Origin of the sequence: Microbacterium sp. UBA1097, from assembly GCF_002313585.1 — a bacterium.
In the GTDB taxonomy this organism is placed as follows: domain Bacteria; phylum Actinomycetota; class Actinomycetes; order Actinomycetales; family Microbacteriaceae; genus Microbacterium.
Genome location: NZ_DCBW01000017.1, coordinates 16,154 through 35,355 on the forward strand (window position 1 = coordinate 16,154; position 19,202 = coordinate 35,355).

The following is a 19,202-nucleotide window of genomic DNA, read 5'->3' on the forward strand; positions in this document are numbered from 1 at the left end:
CCTCGGCGCCCCGATAGACTGGGCGCTCTGCCGACGTGGCGCAATTGGTAGCGCACCCGACTTGTAATCGGGCGGTTACGGGTTCAAGTCCCGTCGTCGGCTCCAGTAGGGCAATCGGATGCCGACCGGACGTTGTCATCGGGCGGTTACGGGTTCAAGTCCCGTCGTCGGCTCCAGTAGGGCAATCGGATGCCGACACCGACGTTGTCATCGGGCGGTTACGGGTTCACGTCCCGTCGTCGGCTCCACACGCGCCCCGTCCGGCAGAATGAACCGGTGACGTCCGGCAGAGCAGCGACGGCCCTCGGGCTTCTCGGTACTGCCCTCGTCGGTGCCCTCACCGCCCTTCAGGTGCGAGCTAACGGCCAACTCGGTCACCGCATCGACGACAGCACTCTCGCCGCGGCGTTCTCGTTCGGTTCCGGCCTCGTGCTCATCACCGTCATCGCGGCGTTGACGCCCGCGGGCCGTCGAGGAATCCGCGCGTTACGGGACGGCATCAGCGCTGGCGGCATCCGGTGGTGGATGCTGGCGGGCGGCCTCGCGGGAGCCTTCACGGTATCCAGCCAGAGCATCACGGCCGGCATCATCGGGGTGTCGCTGTTCACGGTCGGATTCGTCGCCGGCCAGATCGTCTTCGGCATCGTGATCGACCGGGTCGGTTACGGGCCGTCCGGCGTGGTCCCGGTCACGATCCGGCGGGTTATCGGCGGCGCTGTCGCCCTGCTCGCCGTCGGGATCTCGGTGACCGGGGGGAACCTCACTGGGGTGCCCTGGTGGATGCTGCTCCTGCCGCTCCTCGCCGGGGGCGGCGTTGCCTGGCAGCAGGCCACGAACGGTCGGCTTCGCGGCGCGACCGGCTCAGCGATAGCTGCGACCGCCGTCAACTTTCTTGGCGGAACGATCGCGCTCGTGCTGATCGCCGCTGTCCACGTGGCGATCGTGGGGTTGCCGGAGCGGTGGCCGAGCGATCCGTGGCCCTATGCGGGCGGCGCGCTGGGGGTCGGGTACATCCTGCTGTCGGCAGCTCTCGTCCGCCGCACGGGCGTGCTGTTGCTCGTGCTTGGCTCGGTGGTCGGCCAGCTGGCGACTGCTCTTGTTCTTGACGCGTTTTGGCCGGCGCCCGCAAGCCCCGGCCTTGGGCACGAGGTGCTGGTGGCTCTCATCGCCGTAGCGTCGGTCGCCATCGTGGTTGTGCCGTGGCCTCACACGCGGCCCGGAGCGCGCGCGTGAGGTGACGGACGCTCAGGACTCTTCGGGCGTGAAGGTCAGGGCGATCGAGTTCATGCAGTACCGGTCGCCGGTGGGCGTGCCGAATCCATCGGGGAACACGTGGCCGAGGTGGGATCCGCACTGGGCGCACCGCACCTCGGTGCGCACCATGCCGTGGCTGCGGTCCTCGATGAGTTCGACAGCCTCGGGGCGAACCGACTCGTAGAAGCTCGGCCACCCGCAGTGCGAGTCGAACTTCGTGCCGCTCTTGAACAGCTCGTTGCCGCACGCAGCGCAGGCGTACAGACCGGCTCGACTCTCGTCGAGCAGTTCACCGGTCCAGGGACGCTCGGTTGCCGCTTCGCGCAAAACCGCGTACTGGTCGGCGCTGAGCTCTGCGCGCCACTCGGACTCGGACTTCTCGGTGCGATAGGACATTGCTCCTCCTCACCACAAGTCAACACGAAGTGGCGACGGACTGTTCCACAATGGGGGCATGGTGTCATCCCCGGATGCGGAGGCCGGCCGTGTCGCGGAACGCTATCGCCGCTTCGCAACGCAGGAGGCGCCGGGGCGCTCTGACGTATATGAGGAATGGGCCAGGGGCGTCGCGGCCGATCCTGACGCGCAGCGCCTGCTCGCACGTATCCCCGAGGGGCGGCGTCAGCCTCCGCTCGTGTTCGCGGTGACCCGGATGCTGGGCGCGACCGAAGGCGGGTATGCAGCCTGGTCGCAGTGGCTGGCGGCGAACATCGACGGCGTGGCGGCGGAGTGCGCTGCGCGCGGTCTGCAGACCAACGAACCGCTGCGATGCGCAGCTCTGCTGCCCGCGCTGAGCCTCATCGACGGCCCGATTGCGCTTCTCGAGGTCGGCGCGAGCGCCGGCCTGTGTCTCTACCCCGATCGCTACTCATACCGGTACGAGAGTGGACAAGACCTCGACCCGGCCGGTGGTCAATCACCTGTCGTGCTTCGAAGCAGCGCCCGGGGTCTGCCGAGTCTGCACCTGCCCGAGGTCGTGTGGCGTGCCGGTATCGACCTGGCGCCGCTGGATGCGGCATCCGAGGCCGACCGTCGCTTCCTGACCTCGCTGGTCTGGCCGGGGGAGGAGGGGCGACGCGAGCGGATCGTCGCGGCGCTCGACGTCGTGCGTGCGGAACCCCCGACGCTCATTTCAGGAGATGCCACCGCCGACGGCCTGCTCGCGCAGCTCGCCGCCGAAGCACCTGGCGACGCCACGCTGGTCGTGACCACCCCGGGCGTGCTTCCCCACATCGCCAGAGCCGGACGCACGCGGGTCTTCGAGCACATAGACGCACTTCGCGCCGCACGCCCCGGTACACACTGGATCTCCATCGATCCGCCCGGGCTCCACGATCGCTGGGGCGCGGATGCCGCGGGCCGGCCCGGCTTCGTCCTGGGTATGGACGAGCGGGCGCTCGCCGTCGTCGACCCACTCGGCGGATGGGTGGAGTGGCGCGCGCCGGATGTCGGTGCTCGCCGATAACCTCTCACCGTGCCCCTGAACGAGCGTGAGCGCGCGATTCTCGACTTCGAGTCGTCGTGTCGGTTGCGAGGCTGGGCGAAAGAAGAACAGATCCGCCAGACGCTCGGCATGTCGCCCGCTCGGTATTACCAGTTGCTGGTTCGGATGCTGGATTCGGTCGATGCGCAGGCATACGATCCGCTGCTGATGGGCCGACTTCGCCGACTCCGCGAGCACGGCCGTGGCAGCAATCGATCCGGTGCGGCCAGTGGCGAGCCTGGCGCCCGCCCGCGCACAGTTTCCCTCGGCGGCATCGGTACGATCGTCTGATGCCGAACTCCGAGTTCCCGCGCGATCGATTCGACGACCTGCCCGAGGATGTCGGTCGAGTCGGTGCACACCGTGCGGAGCAGCCGCACATGCGCGGCGGAGTCGTCTTCTTCTGGGCGGCACTTGCCACTGTCATCCTGATCGCGGTGGGGATCTTCGCGATGTTCGTGGTTTCTGGGCGCATCGTGCTGTTTCCCGAGCCCACTCCCGAGCCCACCCCGACGGTCACCGTGGACCCCGTCGTCGACACGTCCTACTCGGTTCTGATCCTCAACGCGACGCCAGAGACCGGCCTTGCCACGCAGCTGAAAGACCAGCTCATCGCCGCCGGGTGGGTCCCCGACACCGTCCTGGCGGGGCAGGCCGGGACCGACGACTTCCCCGAGACGACGGTCTACTATGCGACGGATGCTGACTACGCCGCGGCGTTGGGCCTCGCTAACGTGATCGGCGGCGCGGCAGTGGCCCAGAGCGACATTTATCAACCGACCGACGACCCCGCAACCGAGGTCGACGAAGGCGCCACGAAGCAACTCACGATCGTCATCGGCCTCGACCGCACCGCGGCCGGTGCGCCCACTCCCGAGCCCACGGCCTGACCCGCGCGGCCCGCGTGTTTCCGGGCCGTAACAAGGTGAAGACGCGCGTGTCAATACTTCGTCCTACGACCGTTTCGGGTCGATTCCGGTGCATACGATGACGGTGTCCTACCAGCATCAGGAGTACCCATGGCCCAAGGCACCGTCAAGTGGTTCAACGCCGAGAAGGGATACGGCTTCATCACCGTCGATGACGGTCAAGACGTGTTCGTCCACTACTCGAACATCGACATGACCGGTTTCCGCGTTCTCGAAGAGGGACAGAAGGTCGAATTCACCGTCGGGACGGGCCAGAAGGGCCCGCAGGCGGAGTCGGTGCGGGTGGTCTAGCCACCGCGTCGACCAGGTTTCAGAAGAGACGGATGCTGCGGCATCCGTCTCTTCGTCGTCTTCGTCGTGCGCGGCTTGCACTCCCCATGGGCGAGTGCCAGAATGGGTTAGCACTCCAGATCGGTGAGTGCTAAGACCTAGCCCCGTCCGGGAGGGACGACACACATGGCAAAGATGATCGCTTTCGACGAGGAGGCCCGTCGCGGCCTCGAGCGCGGCCTGAACACCCTCGCCGACGCCGTCAAGGTGACGCTCGGCCCCCGCGGCCGCAACGTCGTGCTCGAGAAGAAGTGGGGAGCCCCCACGATCACGAACGACGGCGTTTCGATCGCCAAGGAGATCGAGCTCGAGGACCCGTACGAGAAGATCGGCGCGGAACTCGTCAAGGAAGTCGCCAAGAAGACCGACGACGTCGCCGGTGACGGCACCACGACCGCAACCGTGCTCGCCCAGGCGCTCGTGCGCGAGGGCCTGCGCAACGTCGCGGCCGGCGCCGACCCGATTTCGCTCAAGAAGGGCATCGAGAAGGCCGTCAAGGCTGTCACCGACGAGCTGCTCGCTGGTGCGAAGGAAGTCGAGTCCAAGGAGCAGATCGCCGCTACCGCGTCGATCTCCGCCGCTGACCCCGAGATCGGCGCCCTGATCGCCGAAGCCATCGACAAGGTGGGCAAGGAAGGCGTCGTCACCGTCGAGGAGTCGAACACGTTCGGCACCGAGCTCGAGCTGACCGAAGGTATGCGCTTCGACAAGGGCTACCTGAACCCCTACTTCGTGACCGACCCGGAGCGTCAGGAAGCGGTCTTCGAAGACCCCTACATCCTGATCGCCAACCAGAAGATCTCGAACATCAAGGACCTGCTGCCGATCGTCGACAAGGTGATCCAGGACGGCAAGGAGCTCCTGATCATCGCTGAGGATGTCGAGGGTGAGGCTCTCGCGACCCTCGTGCTCAACAAGATCCGTGGCATCTTCAAGTCGGCTGCCGTCAAGGCTCCCGGCTTCGGCGACCGCCGCAAGGCTCAGCTGCAGGACATCGCGATCCTCACGGGTGGCCAGGTCATCACCGAAGAGGTGGGCCTCAAGCTCGAGAACGCGACCCTGGACCTGCTCGGCCGTGCGCGCAAGGTCATCATCACCAAGGACGAGACCACGATCGTCGAGGGTGCCGGCGACGCCGCGCTCATCGAGGGTCGCGTGACCCAGATCCGTCGCGAGATCGACAACACCGACAGCGACTACGACCGTGAGAAGCTGCAGGAGCGCCTGGCGAAGCTCGCCGGCGGCGTTGCGGTCATCAAGGCCGGAGCGGCTACCGAGGTCGAGCTCAAGGAGCGCAAGCACCGTATCGAGGACGCCGTTCGCAACGCGAAGGCTGCCGTCGAGGAGGGTATCGTCCCCGGTGGTGGCGTCGCGCTCATCCAGGCCGGCACCAAGGCGCTCGGTTCGCTCGAGCTCAGCGGTGACGAGGCAACCGGCGCGAACATCGTCAAGGTCGCCATCGAGGCTCCGCTCAAGCAGATCGCACTCAACGCCGGTCTCGAGCCGGGTGTCGTCGCGAACAAGGTGTCGGAGCTGCCCGCAGGTCACGGCCTGAACGCCGCTACTGGCGAGTACGGCGACCTCTTCGCTCAGGGCATCATCGACCCGGCGAAGGTCACGCGCTCCGCGCTGCAGAACGCCGCGTCGATCGCGGGCCTGTTCCTGACGACCGAGGCCGTCGTCGCCGACAAGCCCGAGAAGGCTCCGGCCATGCCCGCCGACCCGTCGGGTGGCATGGACTTCTGAGTCCGGCTGCATTTCACACCGAAGGCCCCTCCCACGTGGAGGGGCCTTCGGTCGTTTTCGGTGCGATCAGCGGAACAGGCCGAGGGTCATCTGCTCGGCATCCGCGTACTGGTGTCCTGCCGCTTCCAGGGCGACGCCGATTGCGCTGAGGGCCTCCTCCACCTGAGCGTTGGCTGCGCGCCACTGGTCGATGACGCCGGCGAAGGCAAGAGATGCCGCCCCGGTCCAGTGCGACTGCAGGCCGGTGAGCTGGGCGAGCATGGTGTGCGTTTCTGCGCGGACGCGGTCTGCGGTGGCCCGCACACCTGCCGTTGCGGCAAAAACTGCGTCGCTGTCGACGGAATAGACGGCCACAAGAACCTCCCGGTGTCGTGAGTGTAGGTGACACGCTACGGTCGCGGCTCGCGTGTGCGCGGCGGCGGACCCCCTGTTCACAGAGGCCACGGCTGAGCCCCTTTTGGGGAGGAGAACTCGGTGCGCGGTGCTCAGGCCGGGGGGTCGCTCCGCAGATCAGCCGGCAGGCGGTCCAGCGGCTGCGTTTCGAGCAAGGCGTGCTCGGCCGGGTCAAGGTGCCTGGCGAGAGGGAATCCGACGCGGAATGTGGCGCCGCCACCGGGAGTGTCCATGACGCGGACCGAGCCGTGGAGCGACTCCACGATGGAAGCGACGATCGACAGCCCGAGTCCGGACCCGCCGGTCTCGCGCGTGCGCGAGTTGTCGGCGCGCCAGAACCGCTGGAAGATCTTGTCTTTGATCTGGTCCGGCACGCCTTCACCGTGGTCGACGATCTCGATCCAACCGGACTGCGCCGCGGCATCCACCCCGATGCGCAGCTCGATGGGAGAGTCGTCGGCGGTGAAACGGCGAGCGTTCCCGATGAGGTTCGTGATCACCTGACGAATGCGGTTCTCTTCGCCGAGCACGATCGGGGGGAGCGCGACAGGCGCCGACGATGACGGCCCGAGGTCCAGTGGCCCGATGACGATCTGCTCGGTGGTCGGCGCGGTGCCGCGCGCATCCCTCGGGCGGCGGCGCAGCAGGATGGAGCCCGCGCGGCTGAAGGCCGACCGTGGCCGTTTGGGTGTCTCAAGGGTGTCGGTTTCGGTCTGTGGCGGCCGCTGTTCGGTCGGCTCGACGATGGTCGTATCGATGACTGCGACCGGCCGCTGGGGAGCGGCAGCGCGCACGTCGAGGGCTGCATCGCGCGCGAGCGGCCGCAGATCGACTGGGGCGAACTGGATGTCTCGGCGTTCATCGAGCCGGGCAAGGGCAAGCAGGTCTTCGACGAGCAGGCCCATGCGCATGGCTTCTTTCTCGATCCGCTCCATCGACTGTGCGACATCCTGGTCGGTGCGGATGGCTCCCATCCGGTACAGCTCGGCATAGCCGCGGACGGTGACCAGAGGCGTCCGCAATTCGTGTGATGCGTCGCCGACGAACCGGCGCATCTGGCGCACCGTGGCGTCTCGCTGCGCCAGCGCGGCATCGATGCGCCCGAGCATGGCGTTGATAGCGGTCTTGAGTCTTCCAACCTCGGTGGCGGGGGCGATGTCGGTCATGCGCTGGCCGAAATCACCTGCCGCGATCTCCATCGCGGTGTTCTCGACCTGCGTGAGACTCCGGAACGCAAGGGTGACCAGCAGCCGGATCGCGACGGCGCCGAGCACGATCGTGATCACCGACAGGATGCTGTAGATGCCCAGATAGGTCGCGAGAGTCTGGGTCACTGTCGTCAGCGGAACCGCGATCATCTGCGTGTAGAAGACGGTGGTGCCTTTGACCTCGATGAGGGCTGATGCCGCTCGGAACTCTGTGCCGGGGATCGTGCCGGGGATCGTGAACGGCTCCTGCTGCTGGGTTATCGACGTCTCGGTCGGCAGGTATTCCGTGGGGAAGTCGGGTTCATTGCTCTGCCGTCCGCCGCCGGCGCTTGCAATGAAGTCGCCATCCTGGTTGTAGATTGCGACGAAATAGTCGGTCGGAACTGACTCGGCTTTCGGGACGAAGGCGGGGTCGGCGAGAAGGTCGATGTCGAACAGTGCGCTCACGCCGGCGCCGGCGAGCTGGGAGACCTGCGTGTCTACACTCGCCAGAAGTTGGCTCCGCAGGAACACCGTCGTTCCGATGCCGGTGGCGATCAGCCCGAGAGCCAGGATCGACACGGCAACGCCCGTCACCTTGGCGCGCAGGCTGAGGCTGCGCCACCACCCGGTGACGGCGTCGGTCTTGCCGGTCGTGGTGCTCACGCCGACTCCGACGGATGCCTCACGCCGACTTGCCGGCCTTCAGCATGTATCCGAATCCGCGTTTGGTCTGGATGAGCGGCTCGGACGAGTACGGGTCGATCTTGCGGCGCAGGTACGAGATGTAGCTCTCGACGATGCCGGCATCCCCGTTGAAGTCGTATTCCCAGACGTGGTCGAGGATCTGCGACTTCGAAAGCACCCGGTTCGGGTTCAGCATGAGGTAGCGCAGCAGTTTGAACTCGGTCGGGCTGAGGTCGATCGAGACATCGCCGACCGAGACATCGTGGGTGTCCTGATCCATCGTCAGCTCTCCGGCGCGGATGACCGACTCCTCGTCGGTTTGCATCGTGCGGCGCAGGATCGCCTGGATGCGCGCGACGATCTCATCGAGGCTGAAGGGCTTGGTGACATAGTCGTCGCCGCCGGCGTTCAGGCCGGTGATCTTGTCTTCGGTCTCGTCCTTGGCCGTCAGGAACAGGATCGGGGCGGTGTACCCCGCGCCGCGCAGGCGCTTGGTGACGCTGAATCCGTTCATGTCGGGCAGCATGACATCGAGCAGGATGAGGTCGGGTTCCTCTTCGAGAACTGCCGAGATCGTCGAGGCGCCATTGGCGACTGCCTTGACCTGATAGCCGGCGAACTTGAGGCTCGTCATCAGCAGGTCTCGGATGTTCGGCTCGTCGTCGACGACGAGGATGCGGGGTGCGCTCATGCCCCCATTATCGTGATTCCCCTGGTGTGGATGCTGGATATCGCGCGGATCGGCGGTTTCCCCCCCTCCCAGGCGTAGGAGGAACCCGCGGCGTAGGACGGTTCAGGTAGGCATCCTCCTACCTCGGCGAGATCGCCTACCTGCGGTAGACGGATGCCGGGCTGTGCAGGTCACGCCGCGAGTTTGTCGGCATCCAGGATCGTGTAGCTGTAGCCCTGTTCGGCGAGGAACCGCTGCCGGTTCTGCGCGAAGTCCTGATCAACCGTGTCGCGCGCGATGAGCGTGTAGAAGCTGGCAGTATTGCCCGACTGTTTGGGGCGCAGGAGTCGGCCGAGCCGCTGCGCCTCCTCCTGTCGGGACCCGAACGATCCCGACACCTGGATGGCGACGGATGCCTCGGGCAGGTCCACCGAGAAGTTTGCGACCTTCGACACCACGAGCACCGGAATTTTCCCCTCCCGGAAGCCGCGGTAGAGCTCTTCGCGCTCATCGACCGGGGTTGCGCCCGTGATCTGCGGGGCATCCAGCGCCTGCGCGATCTCGTCAATCTGGTCGAGGTACTGACCGATCACGAGGGTCTGTTCGCCGGCGTGCCGTGCCACGAGATCCTTCACGACGCCGATCTTCGCCGGGGCTGTGGCTGCGAGCCGGTACCGCTCGTCATCCGCTGCCGCCGCGTACTCGAGCCGTTCGCCGGCGGGAAGGTCGACGCGCACCTCGTAGCAGGCTGCGGGGGAGATGAAGCCCTGCGACTCGATCTCTTTCCAGGGGGCATCGAACCGCTTGGGGCCGATGAGGCTGAACACATCGCCCTCGCGGCCGTCTTCGCGCACGAGCGTCGCCGTGAGGCCCAGCCGTCGACGGGCCTGCAGGTCGGCCGTGAGCTTGAAGACGGGGGCTGGCAGCAGATGGACCTCGTCGTAGACGATGAGACCCCAGTCGAGGGCGTCGAGCAGCGCGAGGTGCGCGTACTGTCCCTTCCGCTTGGCGGTGAGGATCTGGTAGGTCGCGATCGTGACCGGCTTGACCTCTTTGGCCTGCCCCGAATACTCGCCGATCTCTTCGGGCGTGAGGCTCGTGCGCTTGAGCAGCTCGTCGCGCCACTGCCGCGCACTGACGGTATTGGTAACCAGGATCAGCGTTGTCGTCTTGGTGTCGGCCATCGCGCCTGCCCCGACGAGTGTCTTGCCCGCGCCGCAGGGAAGCACAACGACTCCCGACCCTCCGTCGGTGAACGCGTCGACAGCCTGCCGCTGGTAGGGGCGCAGGTGCCAGTCCTGCTCGGCGAGGTCGATCGGATGCGGCGTTCCGGGTGTGTAACCAGCGAAGTCTTCGGCGGGCCAGCCGATCTTCAGCAGCTCCTGCTTGATCTGCCCCCGCGCCCAGGCGTCGATGACGTACGTGTCGGGGGCGGGATGCCCCACCAGCAGTGGCTGGATGCGCTTGTTCTTCGTGACCTCGGCCAGCACCGCAGCATCCGTCGACCGCAGCACGAGCACAGGCTCCTCGGAGTCGTCGACGGTGTCGCGCTCGATCACGAGGCGGCCGTACCGGCCGACCGTTTCGCGGATGTCGATAGCCACCGACGGCGGCACGGGGAAGCGGGTCCACCGGTCGAGGGTGCCCAGCATGTCTTCGGCCGTGTGCCCGGCCGCCCGGGCATTCCACAGGCCGAGCCGCGTGATGCGGTACGTGTGGATGTGCTCGGGAGCGCGCTCGAGTTCGGCGAAGATCGCGAGTTCGTGGCGTGCGGATTCGGCATCCGGATGTGCCACCTCAAGCAGCACTGTCCGGTCGCTTTGCACAATGAGAGGGCCGTCAGCCATAGCGGTCCAGTCTACCCGCGAGGTGGTGGGGCGGACGGCTCTCAGGCCGGCGAGACGTTCACGATGGTCGAGATCGGGAGGGTGCGTTCGACATCCGCTCCCCGGTCTCTGCCCCGCAGCCGGCCGCCGCCGAGCCCCGTGGCCTCCAGCGTGAACGTGCGGGTTTCGGCGTCGCTGATCTGCGCCGTGACCACGATGATCGACTTCGTGCGCACCGCCTGCTCAAGCTCGCGCTCCAGCCAAGCGGCGTCGCCATCGCCGCCCGAGGCGCGGAGCGACCCGATGAGACGCGCGTAGACGTCGCCCGCCGGTTCTGCGGAAGCAGTCTGCGCCGCGGTTCGGCGTCGGAGTGACTCGGGCGCTCCGTGCTCGTCGAGCGCGACGACGGGGTAGCGCGCATCGGCCAGTGCCCAGAACAGGTGATCACGACCGACCCGGCTCACGAGCACATCGCCGTGGCGCACCAGGCCGACGGGGCGCAGGGCCTGGTCGATGACGACGAGATCGAGCAGGTGCGGATCGCTGCTCTCGACGATCGTGTTGGGGCTCGCGGCATCCGAGCGGACTGTGACCGAACCGTGCCGGGAGGCTGTCGTGTCGATGACGTAGTCCAGCGGTTGCGGGATGCCGGTGAGCGACAGCTCGCGCAGGAAGTCGCGGATCGAATCGGCGCTCTCCCCGTCGGTGAGGCCGGCCCCGATCGTCTCAGCCGTGAACCGGTACGTCGAGGCCTGCGCACGGGATTCGCGCCGCGCGATCCTGCGCAGGCGCAGGTCGAGCCGGGGGGCGAGTGGGCCGGGAGCGACAGCGGTCAGGTCCGCCTGCAGGTAGATCCGGTCGATTTCGGCGGGAAGAGCATCGCGCAACGCATCAGTGTCGAGACCTGTGCCCTCGATGAGTCCACGTGACCACGGCGGGACCGTTCCCTCTGCCGCGAGGATGCCCCACCGCTGCGCCGTCTGTCGCAGCGCCGCAGCCCGCGCCGGCCATTCCGGGCTCAACGGGTACGTGCCCGCCCAGCCGGCAGGGTCGACGATTCCACCCTGCGGGGTGCGCAGCCCCGCTGGGAGACTCCGACGATAGCCGTCGGCGATCGCCGCCCACCGCGCGACGGTGCCGCCATCCAGCCACTGTTCGCCCGTGGCGGTGACGACGAGCTCCCGCCCGATCGGCGTGAGCAGTCCTGCGGCGAGACCTGCGGCGATCAGATCGTCGAGGTCCTCGGGCGCGCCGATCGCGCCTGACTCAGTGAGGCGCTTGCGGTCTGCAGCGCTAACTGCGCCTGCGCCGGTGAGAGTCAGCGGAACGTGCAGGGCAGCCAACAGCACGTCGGCCAGCGACGCGGACGCCGTGAAGATCCGCTCTGCCGCGCTCGCGGTCTCGGCCGCCGAAGCTGGGACGGGGGCGGGCGACGCGCTCGCGGTCTCGGCCACGTCGGCGGGCGGATCCGCGAGTCCGGAGCCGCTCGCGGCCGCAGCGATCCGCTCCTGCACCGGGGCATAGACCGCGCCGCCGGGCCGGGCCAATCCCCAGGCCACGATGGTCGGGGCGGCGACATCATCCGTGCCCGCGGCGACGAGGGCGGTCAGTTCGCGACGGTCGAGCCGTGCCAGCGCCCGGTCTATCGACGCCGGATCGAGCAGCGCCTCGGCGGCATCGAAGAAGTCGCGCCAGGATGCCGCGGGCGAGACGCCACGCCGGGTGAACAGATCAGCGAGGGCGTTGTCATCGAGCGATGCCAGCCAGGTGGCGAGTGTGCGCTCGTCGCCCGCCATCTATTGGCTCCGGTTCGCCCGCGCCCTTCGCACGAACGTCATGATGAGCACCGTCAGCAACATCGCGAACGCGAGGATCGGTGCGACGTAGACGACGATGCCGACAGCGGGCCACAGCCCGGTGCTGAAGTCGGCGTGCGAGGCGGAGCCGATGAGAATCGCGAAGAACGACAGAACCGAGAGCGCCAGCAGCCCGAGAGACATCGACGCGAGCACGCGGTCGATCGTGCGAACCGGGAGGTCGCTGCCAGGGCTTCGCGTGCTCATCCGCCCCAGACTACTCCGTCGCGGTGCTCTAGGCTTAACCGGGGATCGATCGGTCCCTGCGTCACTCCTGCCGCCCAACCGCGGCGCCGTTCAGAACGAGGTTTCCCATGCCCACCGGCAAGGTCAGGTTCTACGACGAGGAAAAGGGCTTCGGCTTCATCTCCTCCGACGAAGGACAGGATGTCTTCCTTCATGCCACCGCGCTGCCCGCTGGGGCCACGGTGAAGGCTGGCACGCGCCTCGAATTCGGTATCGCCGACGGAAAGCGCGGCCCGCAAGCGTTGTCGGTGCGGGTGCTTGAGGCGCCCGCCAGTCTCGCCAAGCGCTCCCGCAAGCCCGCCGACGACATGGCGATCATCATCGAGGATCTCGTGAAGCTGCTCGATGGTGTCGGTGGGGACCTGCGGCGCGGTCGTTACCCGAGCAGCGCACACGGTGCGAAGGTCGCCGCCGTGCTGCGCAAGGTGGCCGATGAGCTCGACGCCTGATCCGGCGCTGCTTGCCGCACACGACCTCGCTCTCGCGGCACTGCACGAGATCACTCCGGCGGCTACCGTGGGCCCGACTGCCGGGTACGCCGTGGAGTCGGACGGCGTCGTCTCGCTGCGGTTCGAGACGACCCTGCGCGGGTATCCCGGGTGGTTCTGGACGGTGAGTGTCGCCCGGGTCGGCGAGGAAGAGCCCACTGTGCTCGAGGCTGAGCTTCTGCCCGGCGAGGATGCGCTGCTCGCGCCGGAATGGGTGCCGTGGGCGGTGCGTCTGGCTGACTACCAGGCAGCTCAGGCGGCGTTGGCAGCAGAGGCGGCATCCAGTGACGAGGATGACGACTCCGACGAGGCTGACGGAGACGAGGGCGACGACGAAGACGACGACCTCGATGACGTTGATGATCTGGATGCCGACGACTTCGACGAGGACGGGTCGCGGCTCTTGCACAGCGGCGACGTCGACGGTGTCGACATCGATGAGCTCGACGAGGACGCTGAGGAAGACGGCGCTGAGGACGACGCTGACGACGAAGCCACCGACGTCGACCCGGACGACAGTGACCCCGACGAGGACTAGAGCCGCTCGGCGGTGTACTCGATCGCCCCGATGAGCCGGCGCACGTCGTCCTCGTCGATAGAGACGAACGTCGCGATGCGCAACTGGTTGCGTCCGAGCTTGCGGTACGGCTCGGTGTCGACGATGCCGTTCTCGCGCAGGCTCTTGGCGATGGCTGCGGCATCCACGCTTTCGTCGAAGTCGATTGTGACGACGACAGGTGAGCGGTCAGCGGGGTTCGTGACGAACGGGGTCGTGTAGGCGGTCGCCTCGGCCCACGCGTACAGGGCCGCCGAGGTGGCTGCAGTCTTGGCTCCGGCCCAGGCGAGTCCGCGGTTGTCGAGGATCCAGCGCACCTGCTCATCGAGCATGAGGAGGGTGGCTACCGCCGGAGTGTTGAGTGTCTGGTTCAACCGGGAGTTGTCGATCGCGTTCTTCAGGCTCAAGAACTCGGGGATGTAACGGTCGGATGCCGCGATCCGCTCGATCCGCTCGATTGCCGCAGGCGAGACGAGGGCATACCAGAGCCCACCGTCGGAACCGAGGTTCTTCTGCGGGGCGAAGTAGTAGACGTCGGCCTGGGTGGCGTCGAAGTCGATACCGCCGGCCGCGCTGGTGGCATCGATGACCGTCAGCGCACCAGGGTCTGCGGTGACGCGAGTGACGGGAGCTGAGACGCCCGTCGAAGTCTCGTTGTGCGGCCAGGCGTAGACATCCACGCCCTCGACCGGTTCGGCGGTCCCGCCGGTGCCCGGCTCGCTCTTGCGGACATCCGGTGCCTCGAGCCACGGGGCTTTCGCGGCCGCGGCGAACTTCGAACCGAACTCCCCGAACGCGAGGTGCTGGCTGCGACGCTCGATGAGGCCGAACGCTGCAGCATCCCAGAACGCCGTCGAACCGCCGTTGCCGAGGATGATCTCGTAACCTTCCGGCGCGCGCAGCAGATCGGCCAGACCCTCGCGGGTGCTCGCGACGAGGTTCTTGATGGGGGCCTGGCGGTGCGACGTTCCGAGGAGCGATGCCCCGCGCGTGACGAGAGCTTCGAGCTGAGCGCCACGGACCTTGGAGGGTCCGCAGCCGAATCGGCCGTCGACGGGAAGCAGTTCGCGGGGCAACTCGACCATGTCCCGATTCTAGGGTTGCGCCGAGGACGGCCCGGACCGGGGGCCGGGGAAAAGGCTAGGCTCGTCTTACCCCCACGAGGATGCAGACACGAGGATCCCGCATGACAGATCTCATCGATACGACGGAGATGTACCTTCGCACCATCCTCGAGCTCGAAGAAGAGAACATCACTCCGCTTCGGGCGCGGATCTCGGAGCGGCTCGGCCACTCGGGTCCGACGGTTTCGCAGACGGTGGGACGCATGGAGCGCGATGGCCTGGTCGTCGTCACCGAGGATCGGAGCCTCGAGCTCACCGACCTCGGGCGCCAGAAGGCCATCGATGTCATGCGCAAGCACCGCCTGGCTGAGCGGCTGCTTTCCGACGTGATCGGACTCGATTGGGCGTACGTGCACGATGAGGCCTGCCGGTGGGAGCACGTCATGAGCGAGCAGGTCGAGCGCCGGCTCGTCGAGCTGCTCGATCACCCCACCGAGTCGCCCTACGGGAACCCGATTCCGGGGCTCGATCAGCTCGGTGATGTTCCGGCGCTGACGTTCGAATCCGGTGTGGTGGGGCTCGTTCGCAAGCTCGATGCCGCCGGCGAGCCGATCACGGGAACAATCCGTCGGCTTGCCGAGCCCGCTCAGGTCGATCCCGAGTTGCTGCAGCAGCTCAAGGGCGCCGGGGTGCTGCCCGGGGCTCACGGAAGCTATCGCTACAACGAGGGGTACGTCCTTGTTGAGATGGATGGCGCGGATGAGGGTCTCGAACTGCCGGTCGAGGTCGCGGGACATATCTTCCTCGTCGACGACCGCGTGTGACTGCGGGCAGTCCGTCACTTCCTCCCCACCCCGCACGGAGGGGTTATCTCCGGCCGCCAGCGTGACATGTTCGTTACCTTCGGGTAGCCTCGTACAGTCCGAGCGAGTCCAGCACGACCTCGGACCCCGATCGAATTGCCTCGCGGCTCGTCATTCGAACGGTGACCCCCGTGATCGAGCGGAACGCAGGTTCCGCACCGAAACGTGACGAGTCGGCGCTCCGGCGCAGAGGCGCCGGAGGACTTAGTTGGCTGAAGAGAACGATTCGACCGCGGTGGATGCCGAGGCCGCGACGACCAGAAAGACCTCGCGTCTTGCCCGCATCCGTCGCGGGGCCGTCGACAAGCCCGCAGGCAAGACCGCACCCGCGGCATCCGTTGCCCGGCCGGCAGGCCGTACTCCCAAGGCGAGCGTGCGTGGTCCGGTTCGCAACATCGCAACCCTCGTGATCGTCGGCGGCCTCGTGGCCACTGTCGCCCTCCCGGCATACGCGTCCTTTCAGCAGCCCGATGAATCGGTGACCCTGCAGCAGGTTGCCGAGGGCGACGCGCAGTCGATCGTGATCGCGTCGGATGCGGCGACGACCGACCTCAACCGCGAGAGCTACTCGGCCACCACTCCCGAAGAGATCGAGAAGAAGAAGGCTGAAGAGGCTGCGGCCGCTGCGGCTCGTGCGGCTGCTTCGCTCGCGTCCAGCAGTTCCGCATCGGTCAACATCAACATGGTGGCCCCGGGGTCCGGGGCCGTGCGCTGGCCCGTGGCGAGCTTCCACAGCGACTGGGCGATCAACGGGTTCCGCACACCCACGCGTCCGAACCACAACGGCCTCGACATGCTCAACTCGGGCGGAACGCCGATCTTCGCGGCAGCCGACGGAGTCGTGCGTGTCGCGCAGGACGGCCTCGGCGGCTACGGGAACGCTGTCGTGATCGACTCGGTCATCGGTGGTCAGGTGGTCACGACTCTGTACGCGCACATGATCTGGGGAAGCCGCACCGTGGGCGCCGGACAGACCGTGTCGGCCGGCCAGATGATCGGTCTCATGGGTCAGACCGGATCTGCCACGACCACCAACCTGCACTTCGAGGTGCGAGTCGGCGGTGCGCTCGTCGACCCCATGGCGTGGCTGAACGCCAACGCCGGCTGAGCGCCGGTTTCGTTCCTCGACACGCCACGTTCCGTTCACCCTCGTTGACCTTCGGGTGTCGTGAGGTGCATTAGCCTTATCGCGACGTGTAAGAGAACGGGAGAGAGTCCGATGGGCAGCACACCGCGCAGCCGAACCACGGTTGCACTGGGGCGCCTCGTCCTTCGGCATCATGTTCTCGGACACCGCAGCTGTGCTGTGGTTCCAGGGCGCTGTCTGTAGAGACAGCGCCTTTTTTCATGCCTTGCGCGCTCTGATCACGTCGAACGTCGAAGAATCCCGGGAAGCCGTCTCGGGCCGTTCGAGAGGACAGCAATGCGCACTCTGGTGTTGAATGCGGGCTACGAACCGCTGGCCGTCGTGTCGTTCAAGCGGGCGCTCGTGCTCGTCATGAACGACAAAGCCACCGTCATCGAGCACATCCCGGAGGATCCGGTCTGGGGTACGGACGGGGCGCACGATCGGCCCGCGGTGATCCTGCTCAGCCGCTACGTTCGGGTTCCTGGCGGACGCACCATCCCGGTGACCCGTCGCGGGGTTCTTCGCCGAGACGCGCATCGCTGCGGATACTGCGGCAGATCGGCATCCACGATCGACCACATCCTGCCGCGCTCTCGGGGTGGCGCTGACTCGTGGGAGAACCTCGTGGCGTGCTGCCTGAAGTGCAACAACCTCAAGAGTGACCGCACGCCGCAGGAGATGGGTTGGGAGCTGCGCCTGACGCCGGGAGCGCCGCGCGGAGCGCAGTGGACGGTGCGCGGCACCGATCGCACCGACCCGTCGTGGGAGCCCTATCTCGCGCTTGCTGCCTGACTCTTACGCGGGTGGCTCCAGGACGCCGAGCCAACGGCGCAGAATCGGCTCGAGTGTTTCGGCATCCGTCCCCAGCTCCTCGATGATGCGGTGCTCGCCGGCCATGTGCGCGGTAAAGGCTTCGTCGATGAGGGCGAGTCCGGCATCCGTCAGGCCAATGAGCCTGCCGCGCGCGTCGGATGCTTCGGGGCGGCGTTCGACGAGCCCACGGGCGATGAGGCGATCGACGCGTTTGGTGAGGCCGCCGCTGGTGACCATCGTGTGGTCGGCAAGCTCACCGGCCCGCCGCTGGTAGGGCGCGCCTGCGCGGCGTAGGGTCGCGAGGATGTCGAACTCGGCGTAGCTGAGGTCGAAGCTTGCGTAGACCTCATCGAGACGGCGGTCCAGGAGCAGTCCGATGCGGTGCAGACGCCCGATGATGCCCTGGGGGAACGTGTCGATGTCGGGACGTTCGCGGCGCCATTCGGCTTGGATCTGCGTGACGCGGTCGGGGGCGGCATCCATGGATCCACGATAGGGGAATAAATCTTCCACGGAAGCTATTGTTAGCTTCCGTGGAAGATAAATCCGTGAGGTGGCTCCTGCTGACCGCGATCGCACCGATCGCCTGGGGCAGCACGTACTTCGTGACGCGGCAGTTCCTGCCCGCCGATGCTCCGCTGTGGGGTGCGCTGTTTCGTGCCCTGCCGGCGGGACTGATCCTGTTGCTGATCTCGCGCCGCCTCCCGCGCGGGGTGTGGTGGTGGCGTGCCGCGGTGCTCGGCATCCTGAACGTCGGCGGCTTCTTCGTCCTCGTCTACATCGCCGGCCAGCGCCTGCCCTCGAGTGTTGCGGCGACAGTCATGTCGGCGTCAGCTGCCGCCATGATGCTGCTGGCCTGGATGCTGCGCCGGCAGCGGCCGCGCGTGCTTGCGGCCGTCGGCGCGGGGATCGGGCTCCTCGGTGTCGCGCTGCTAGTTGGTGTCGGTGGCGAGCCCGTCGACGGATGGGGGCTCGGTGCCGCGTTCGCCGGGATGATCTCCTCCTCGCTCGGGTTCGTGCTGACGGGGCGGTGGGGCAACGAGATTCCGGGACTCACGATGGCGTCGTGGCAGCTGACGATGGGCGGCCTCATGCTGCTGCCCGTCGCGCTCATCGTGGACGGTCCGCCTCCCGCGCTGACCCCGACCTCATTCGTTGGGTTCGCCTACCTCTCGCTCGTGTCAACAGCGCTCGCCTTCACCGTCTGGTTCGCGGGCCTGCGGCGCCTGCCAGCCGCGACCGTGGGGCTTGTCGGACTGCTCAACCCCGTGACCGGCGTGGCACTGGGCGTCTTCCTCGCGGGGGAGTCGTTCGGTCTTGCGCAGGTGGCGGGGCTTGGCCTCGTGCTCACCGGGATCGTGCTGGGTGCGGTCGTGCCCCGCCGGGCGCGCTCTCGGGAGGGGATGGCTCCTCGGGAGGGCGCGGATGCGGCATCCACCCTCCCGAGTGACCCGAACCTCCCGAGTGCGCGGGCGGGGGCGCCTGTTGTGGACGGATTCCTGCCAGTCCAGGATGCGCCGCCTGTCGTGTCGGCGCGGCGTGATGGGATGTGAGCATGACGCGCGCGCTCGTGGTGATCGATACGCAGTGGGGGTTCGATGACCTCGACTTCTGGGGTCCGACCGCAAATCCCGACTGTGAGGCTAATGTCGCGCGGCTGATCGAGGCGTTCGCGGGGGAGC

The 19,202-nt window shown here is 67.3% G+C and carries 21 protein-coding genes and 1 tRNA gene; 13 read left to right on the top strand and 9 right to left on the bottom strand.

Annotation, left to right across the window (positions count from 1 at the left end; translation table 11 throughout):
* The first annotated feature begins 29 nt into the window (after nt 1-29).
* Together B4F19_RS05115 and B4F19_RS05120 are read left to right on the top strand one after the other, a co-directional pair.
* Nucleotides 30-105: transfer RNA gene (locus B4F19_RS05115), tRNA-Thr, on the top strand.
* 171 nt (nt 106-276) lie between these two features.
* Nucleotides 277-1,233 (top strand): DMT family transporter, encoded by a 957-nt coding sequence (locus B4F19_RS05120; RefSeq protein WP_292733156.1) that lies wholly within the window; start codon nt 277-279, stop codon nt 1,231-1,233.
* 12 nt (nt 1,234-1,245) lie between these two features.
* Here the strand turns inward: B4F19_RS05120 and msrB are convergent, their stop codons facing one another.
* The gene (gene msrB / locus B4F19_RS05125) at nt 1,246-1,650 is read right to left on the bottom strand and encodes a peptide-methionine (R)-S-oxide reductase MsrB (RefSeq protein ID WP_292727169.1); all 405 of its coding nucleotides are present in this window, start codon (nt 1,648-1,650) and stop codon (nt 1,246-1,248) included.
* Nucleotides 1,651-1,708: 58 nt separating this feature from the next.
* Here msrB and B4F19_RS05130 point away from each other — a divergent pair, with 58 nt between their 5' ends.
* The 5 genes from B4F19_RS05130 (at nt 1,709) to groL (ending at nt 5,742) form a co-directional block, all read left to right on the top strand.
* Nucleotides 1,709-2,719: a DUF2332 domain-containing protein gene (locus B4F19_RS05130; RefSeq protein ID WP_292727171.1), complete on the top strand. Its 1,011-nt coding sequence runs from the start codon at nt 1,709-1,711 to the stop codon at nt 2,717-2,719.
* A gap of 9 nt (nt 2,720-2,728) precedes the next feature.
* Complete coding sequence (locus tag B4F19_RS05135) at nt 2,729-3,028, top strand: DUF3263 domain-containing protein (RefSeq protein WP_228176857.1); 300 nt, start codon at nt 2,729-2,731, stop codon at nt 3,026-3,028.
* Nucleotides 3,028-3,627 carry a LytR C-terminal domain-containing protein gene (locus B4F19_RS05140; protein WP_292727173.1) on the top strand — a complete coding sequence of 200 codons (600 nt, stop codon included), beginning with the start codon at nt 3,028-3,030 and terminating at the stop codon, nt 3,625-3,627. The genes B4F19_RS05135 and B4F19_RS05140 overlap by 1 nt, the downstream gene beginning before the upstream one ends.
* A 129-nt stretch (nt 3,628-3,756) precedes the next feature.
* A complete protein-coding gene (locus B4F19_RS05145; RefSeq protein WP_228176859.1) occupies nt 3,757-3,957 on the top strand; it encodes a cold-shock protein in 201 nt (66 codons plus the stop codon).
* Nucleotides 3,958-4,122: 165 nt separating this feature from the next.
* The gene (gene groL, locus B4F19_RS05150; RefSeq protein ID WP_228176860.1) at nt 4,123-5,742 is read left to right on the top strand and encodes a chaperonin GroEL; all 1,620 of its coding nucleotides are present in this window, start codon (nt 4,123-4,125) and stop codon (nt 5,740-5,742) included.
* 66 nt (nt 5,743-5,808) lie between these two features.
* On the opposite strand, the gene B4F19_RS05155 is transcribed toward groL, so the two are convergent.
* From B4F19_RS05155 to B4F19_RS05180, 6 genes are all read right to left on the bottom strand, one after another.
* Entirely contained in the window at nt 5,809-6,096 is a 288-nt protein-coding gene (locus B4F19_RS05155) for a WXG100 family type VII secretion target (protein WP_228176861.1), read from the bottom strand.
* Between the two features lie 131 nt (nt 6,097-6,227).
* Nucleotides 6,228-7,988, bottom strand: a complete 1,761-nt coding sequence (locus tag B4F19_RS05160) for a sensor histidine kinase (protein WP_292733160.1) — start codon at nt 7,986-7,988, stop codon at nt 6,228-6,230.
* A gap of 19 nt (nt 7,989-8,007) precedes the next feature.
* Nucleotides 8,008-8,700, bottom strand: a complete 693-nt coding sequence (locus B4F19_RS05165; RefSeq protein ID WP_228176863.1) for a response regulator transcription factor — start codon at nt 8,698-8,700, stop codon at nt 8,008-8,010.
* A gap of 170 nt (nt 8,701-8,870) precedes the next feature.
* Nucleotides 8,871-10,526 (bottom strand): DNA repair helicase XPB, encoded by a 1,656-nt coding sequence (locus tag B4F19_RS05170; RefSeq protein WP_292727178.1) that lies wholly within the window; start codon nt 10,524-10,526, stop codon nt 8,871-8,873.
* A gap of 41 nt (nt 10,527-10,567) precedes the next feature.
* On the bottom strand, nt 10,568-12,301 hold the full coding sequence (locus B4F19_RS05175; RefSeq protein ID WP_292727179.1) for a helicase-associated domain-containing protein: 1,734 nt from the start codon (nt 12,299-12,301) through the stop codon (nt 10,568-10,570).
* Nucleotides 12,302-12,568, bottom strand: coding sequence for a multidrug ABC transporter ATPase (locus B4F19_RS05180; RefSeq protein ID WP_228176866.1), 267 nt, complete (start codon nt 12,566-12,568; stop codon nt 12,302-12,304).
* A gap of 107 nt (nt 12,569-12,675) precedes the next feature.
* Here B4F19_RS05180 and B4F19_RS05185 point away from each other — a divergent pair, with 107 nt between their 5' ends.
* Nucleotides 12,676-13,056, top strand: a complete 381-nt coding sequence (locus B4F19_RS05185; RefSeq protein ID WP_228176867.1) for a cold-shock protein — start codon at nt 12,676-12,678, stop codon at nt 13,054-13,056.
* Nucleotides 13,040-13,633, top strand: coding sequence for a DUF3027 domain-containing protein (locus tag B4F19_RS05190; protein ID WP_292727181.1), 594 nt, complete (start codon nt 13,040-13,042; stop codon nt 13,631-13,633). The genes B4F19_RS05185 and B4F19_RS05190 overlap by 17 nt, the downstream gene beginning before the upstream one ends.
* Here B4F19_RS05190 and serC read toward each other — a convergent pair.
* Nucleotides 13,630-14,736 (bottom strand): phosphoserine transaminase, encoded by a 1,107-nt coding sequence (gene serC, locus B4F19_RS05195; protein WP_292733163.1) that lies wholly within the window; start codon nt 14,734-14,736, stop codon nt 13,630-13,632. The genes B4F19_RS05190 and serC overlap by 4 nt on opposite strands.
* Before the next feature lie 101 nt (nt 14,737-14,837).
* Between serC and B4F19_RS05200 the strand changes: the two genes are divergently transcribed.
* The 3 genes from B4F19_RS05200 to B4F19_RS05210 all read left to right on the top strand — a co-directional run bounded on the left by B4F19_RS05200 (nt 14,838) and on the right by B4F19_RS05210 (nt 17,499).
* Complete coding sequence (locus B4F19_RS05200; protein WP_228176870.1) at nt 14,838-15,539, top strand: metal-dependent transcriptional regulator; 702 nt, start codon at nt 14,838-14,840, stop codon at nt 15,537-15,539.
* 247 nt (nt 15,540-15,786) lie between these two features.
* A complete protein-coding gene (locus B4F19_RS05205; protein ID WP_292733166.1) occupies nt 15,787-16,686 on the top strand; it encodes a M23 family metallopeptidase in 900 nt (299 codons plus the stop codon).
* 315 nt (nt 16,687-17,001) lie between these two features.
* A complete protein-coding gene (locus tag B4F19_RS05210; RefSeq protein WP_228176872.1) occupies nt 17,002-17,499 on the top strand; it encodes an HNH endonuclease in 498 nt (165 codons plus the stop codon).
* 3 nt (nt 17,500-17,502) lie between these two features.
* On the opposite strand, the gene B4F19_RS05215 is transcribed toward B4F19_RS05210, so the two are convergent.
* Nucleotides 17,503-18,003 (bottom strand): MarR family winged helix-turn-helix transcriptional regulator, encoded by a 501-nt coding sequence (locus tag B4F19_RS05215; protein WP_292733169.1) that lies wholly within the window; start codon nt 18,001-18,003, stop codon nt 17,503-17,505.
* 50 nt (nt 18,004-18,053) lie between these two features.
* Between B4F19_RS05215 and B4F19_RS05220 the strand changes: the two genes are divergently transcribed.
* Nucleotides 18,054-19,073 (top strand): DMT family transporter, encoded by a 1,020-nt coding sequence (locus tag B4F19_RS05220; protein WP_292733173.1) that lies wholly within the window; start codon nt 18,054-18,056, stop codon nt 19,071-19,073.
* Nucleotides 19,074-19,202: the final 129 nt, after the last annotated feature.

Bases quoted from the DNA above. Each gene is read 5' to 3' on its own strand.
- B4F19_RS05130 (WP_292727171.1), top strand. From the start codon at position 1,709: ATGGTGTCATCCCCGGATGCGGAGGCCGGCCGTGTCGCGGAACGCTAT.
- groL (WP_228176860.1), top strand. From the start codon at position 4,123: ATGGCAAAGATGATCGCTTTCGACGAGGAGGCCCGTCGCGGCCTCGAG.
- B4F19_RS05180 (WP_228176866.1), bottom strand. From the start codon at position 12,568: ATGAGCACGCGAAGCCCTGGCAGCGACCTCCCGGTTCGCACGATCGAC.
- B4F19_RS05200 (WP_228176870.1), top strand. From the start codon at position 14,838: ATGACAGATCTCATCGATACGACGGAGATGTACCTTCGCACCATCCTC.
- B4F19_RS05165 (WP_228176863.1), bottom strand. From the start codon at position 8,700: ATGAGCGCACCCCGCATCCTCGTCGTCGACGACGAGCCGAACATCCGA.
- B4F19_RS05145 (WP_228176859.1), top strand. From the start codon at position 3,757: ATGGCCCAAGGCACCGTCAAGTGGTTCAACGCCGAGAAGGGATACGGC.
- B4F19_RS05190 (WP_292727181.1), top strand. From the start codon at position 13,040: ATGAGCTCGACGCCTGATCCGGCGCTGCTTGCCGCACACGACCTCGCT.
- B4F19_RS05170 (WP_292727178.1), bottom strand. From the start codon at position 10,526: ATGGCTGACGGCCCTCTCATTGTGCAAAGCGACCGGACAGTGCTGCTT.
- B4F19_RS05215 (WP_292733169.1), bottom strand. From the start codon at position 18,003: ATGGATGCCGCCCCCGACCGCGTCACGCAGATCCAAGCCGAATGGCGC.
- B4F19_RS05210 (WP_228176872.1), top strand. From the start codon at position 17,002: ATGCGCACTCTGGTGTTGAATGCGGGCTACGAACCGCTGGCCGTCGTG.
- msrB (WP_292727169.1), bottom strand. From the start codon at position 1,650: ATGTCCTATCGCACCGAGAAGTCCGAGTCCGAGTGGCGCGCAGAGCTC.
- B4F19_RS05140 (WP_292727173.1), top strand. From the start codon at position 3,028: ATGCCGAACTCCGAGTTCCCGCGCGATCGATTCGACGACCTGCCCGAG.
- serC (WP_292733163.1), bottom strand. From the start codon at position 14,736: ATGGTCGAGTTGCCCCGCGAACTGCTTCCCGTCGACGGCCGATTCGGC.
- B4F19_RS05185 (WP_228176867.1), top strand. From the start codon at position 12,676: ATGCCCACCGGCAAGGTCAGGTTCTACGACGAGGAAAAGGGCTTCGGC.
- B4F19_RS05175 (WP_292727179.1), bottom strand. From the start codon at position 12,301: ATGGCGGGCGACGAGCGCACACTCGCCACCTGGCTGGCATCGCTCGAT.